This is a genomic window from Stenotrophomonas capsici (assembly GCF_034961085.1).
GTDB classification, from domain to species: Bacteria; Pseudomonadota; Gammaproteobacteria; order Xanthomonadales; family Xanthomonadaceae; genus Stenotrophomonas; species Stenotrophomonas capsici.
The window spans coordinates 1-3,651 of record NZ_JAYFUH010000150.1 but is presented as its reverse complement, the minus strand read 5'-3'; the positions used below and the strand labels follow the sequence as shown (position 1 = coordinate 3,651).

The window sequence follows — 3,651 nt, the reverse complement described above, 5'->3', positions numbered from 1 at the left end:
GACAAGTTCGCCCTGGGTGCCAAGAACCTGGTGGTCGGTTCGGCCGAGTACGAGCATTACTTCGGCGGCGGCCCGTGGGGCGCGGCGGTGTTCGTCGATACCGGCAGCGCCTTCGACAACACCATCGACCTGCATACCGGCGTGGGCCTGGGCGTGCGCTGGAAATCACCGGTGGGCCCGGTGCGCATCGACATCGCGCACGGCCTGAACAGCCCTGACTCGCAGTTCCAGCTGTACCTCAACATCGGAGCGGACCTGTGAGCCGGCGTCCGGAAGAGGTGAGCCCGGAAGAGCGCGAGGCGCGCATCGCCGAGCTGCGGGCGCGGCGCAGGGCGCGCATGCGCACGCTGGCCGTGCGCAGCGGCATCACCCTCACCGTGCTGGTGCTGCTGGGGTTGTTCGGCCTGTACTGGCTGCTGCAGACCGTGGCCGGCCGCGAAGTGCTGCTGGCGCAGGTGGTGGCACGCCTGCCTGCCGGCTCGTCGCTGACCTGGAGCAAGGCCGAGGGCCCGCTGGCCGGCCCGCTGATCCTGCACGACCTGGATTTCCGCTACGACGACCTGCATTTCAGCGCCGCCGAAGCCTACCTGGACCCGGACATCCGTCCGCTGCTGGGCCGCAAGCTGCGCCTGGACGCACTGCGCATCCGCGACGCGCACCTGGAGCTGGGCCCGTCGGAGGACAAGCCATTCGAACTGCCGCGCTGGCCGGACGTGCTGCCGGCCATCGAGCTGCCGCTCGCGCTGCAGGCGGACACCATCGTGGTCGATGGCCTGCGCATCACCCAGCTGCAGGAACCGATCATCGACATCACCCGCGTCCGCGGGGGCATCGAGGCGGCCGATGGCGAATTCACCGCCACCCAGCTCAAGGTCAACAGCAACCTGGGTGACTTCCGCATCGACGGCCATTACCTGCCGCGCAAGGACTACCGGACCGACCTGACCGTGCGTGCATTGATGCCGCCGCGACCGGGCCAGGCCGCGGCGCGGCTGGGGCTGGTGGCACGCGGCGACCTGGCGCACATGGAAGTGGCGCTGGCCGGTTACGCGCCCAAGCCGTTGCACGCCAGCCTGGTGCTGGATGGCCGCAACGACCCGGTCTGGAAGCTGGCCGCGCGCAGCGAGGAGCTGGACCTGGGCCAACTGGTGCCCGCGCAGTTCATGGCCGAAGCGCCCGCACCGCTGGCGCTGGACTTCACCGCCCGGGGCCGTGGCGGCAACGCGCAGCTGCAGGGGCGCGTGCGCCAGGGCGAACAGGAGCTGGTGCTGGCGCCGTCCAATGTCAGCATCGACAACCAGGTGCTGACCGTCGCGCCGCTGGTGGCCGAGGCCTTCGGCGGCACCGTGCGCCTGCAGGGCAAGGCCGATTTCACCGATGCGCAGAACCCCGGCTTCCGCTTCGCGGTGGTGGCCAACCAGTTGACCTGGACGCCCGCGCCGGACCCGACCGCACCGGACAGCACGCCGGTGCCGATGCACCTGAAGGAAGCGCGGCTGGGCGTGGCCGGCAACCTCAAGCAATGGGCGGCGATCGGCAAGGCCGACGTGGCCCGCGACCAGCAGGACGCCAGCCTGGATTTCGACGTGCGCGGCAATGACCAGCAGGCGCAGATCGAACACCTGAAGGCGACCACGCCGGGCGGCGCGCTGGAGCTGGCCGGTTCGGCCGCCTGGGCCCCCGCATTGGCGTGGGACGTGGACGCGCGGCTGGCCAACTTCGACCCGGGTTATTTCGCACCGGGCTGGGACGGCGACCTGTCCGGCACGCTGGCGTCCCGCGGCAAGCAGTTGCCGCCGCCGGCCGGCACCGAGGACCTGCGTTTCGAGGCCACGCTGGATGCGCCAAAGATCAGCGGCCGGCTGCGTGGCCGCAGCGTCGACGCACGCGCCAAGCTGGCCGTGCAGGGGACGCAGGGCGAGGGTGACGTGCGGCTGGTGCTGGGCGAGAGCCGCATCGAGGCCAAGGGCAAGGTCGGCGACCGCATCGACGTGGATGCACGGCTGGAGCCGCTGCACCTGTCCGACCTGCTGCCCGGCGGCAGCGGCAGCCTGGCCGGCACCGTGCAGCTGCGCGGCACGCCCAGCCAGCCGGACATCACCGCCAACCTGCAGGGCAGCAGCCTGCAATGGGACGACTGGAAGGCCGGCCAGGTCAGCATCAACGGCCGCCTGCCGTGGGCCGGCGACAACGGCAACCTGCAGGTGCAGGGCAGCGCGCTGGAGGTGGGCATGCTGCTCGACCACGTGCGCGTGGACGCACGCGGCAGCCTGCAGAACCTGCGGCTGGACGCGGAGACGCGCAACGACCTGGGCGCGCTCGCACTCAGTGGCAGCGTGCGCCAGGCCGGTCAGGCGTGGCGTGGCGAACTGGGGGCATTGCGGATCGCGCCGATCAAGGGCGCACCGTGGCAGCTGCGCCAGCCCGCGGCGTTCAGCGTGCAGGGCAGCGCCTTCACCCTGGGCGATGCCTGCCTGGGCTCGGACACCGGTGGCGCGTTGTGCGTGGCCGCCAACTGGCCGCGCGAGGGCCTGCTGCTGCGCGGTGATGCACTGCCGCTGGCGTTGGTGCAGCCGTGGCTGCCGCCGAACTCGGGCCGTCGCATCCATCTGCGTGGCGACATCACCCTGGACGGCAACATCCGCCCGCGTGGCAATGCCTGGGAAGGCAGCTTCAAGGTGGCCTCGGCCGAGGGTGGCATCCGCCTGGGCGACAACGCCCGCGGTGAACTGGTGCGCTACGACCACTTCTCGATCAACGTGGACATGCAGCCCAACAGCATCAAGGGCCACCTCGGTGTCGGCTTCCAGGGCGATGGCTTCATCGACGCCAAGGTGCAGACCGGCTGGGAGCCGAACGCCGCGCTCAACGGCGAGCTGTACCTGAACATGTCGCGGCTGTACTGGATGGAGCTGTTCTCGCCGGACCTGGTGCGGCCCAAGGGCCTGGTCGAAGGCCACGTGAGCCTGCGCGGCACGCGCTCGCAGCCCACGCTGGGCGGTGAGGCCAAGCTGAGCGATTTCACCGGCGAGTTCCCCGCGCTCGGCCTGACCCTGAGCGAAGGCGTGGGCAACTTCACCGCGCAGCCCGATGGCTCGGCGCGCATCAGCGCCTCGGCCAAGACCGGCGGCGAAGGCGCGCTGAAGATCGACGGCGGGCTGTCGTGGTTCGGCGATGCCCAGCCGTTGCAGCTGCATATCCACGGTGACAACGTGCTGCTCGCCAACACCAGCGAGATGCGCGTGGTGGCCAACCCGGACCTGAACTTCACCCTGGCCGGCACCGCGATGGAACTGCGGGGCAGCGTGCACGTGCCGGAGGCCGACCTGGACCTGGAGCGCCTGGACCGCGGCACCTCGGTGTCGGAGGACATCGTGGTGCTGGACCCGGTGGACCCGGAGGAAGCGCCGTCCTCGCCGCTGGACATGGACCTGACCGTCAGCCTCGGCGACAAGGTCCGGATGAACGGCTTCGGCCTCAAGGGCGCGCTGACCGGACGCATGCAGGTGCGCGCGCGCCCGGGCCGCGAGATGACCGCCAACGGCGGGCTGGAAGTGAGCGGTCGCTACAAGGCCTACGGCCAGGACCTGACCATCACCGACGGCACGCTGCTGTGGAACTACGGCATCGTCTCGGACCCGCGCATCAACA

The 3,651-nt window shown here is 70.7% G+C and carries 2 protein-coding genes; both read left to right on the top strand.

Annotated features, from left to right (window positions below; genetic code table 11):
• A partial coding sequence (locus VA603_RS10420) for a BamA/TamA family outer membrane protein (RefSeq protein ID WP_323438773.1) occupies window positions 1–261 on the top strand: 261 nt, incomplete at its 5' end.
• Between the two features lie 77 nt (window positions 262–338).
• Window positions 339–3,651 (top strand): translocation/assembly module TamB domain-containing protein (locus tag VA603_RS10415; protein ID WP_323438774.1); only part of this gene is annotated, 3,313 nt, incomplete at its 3' end.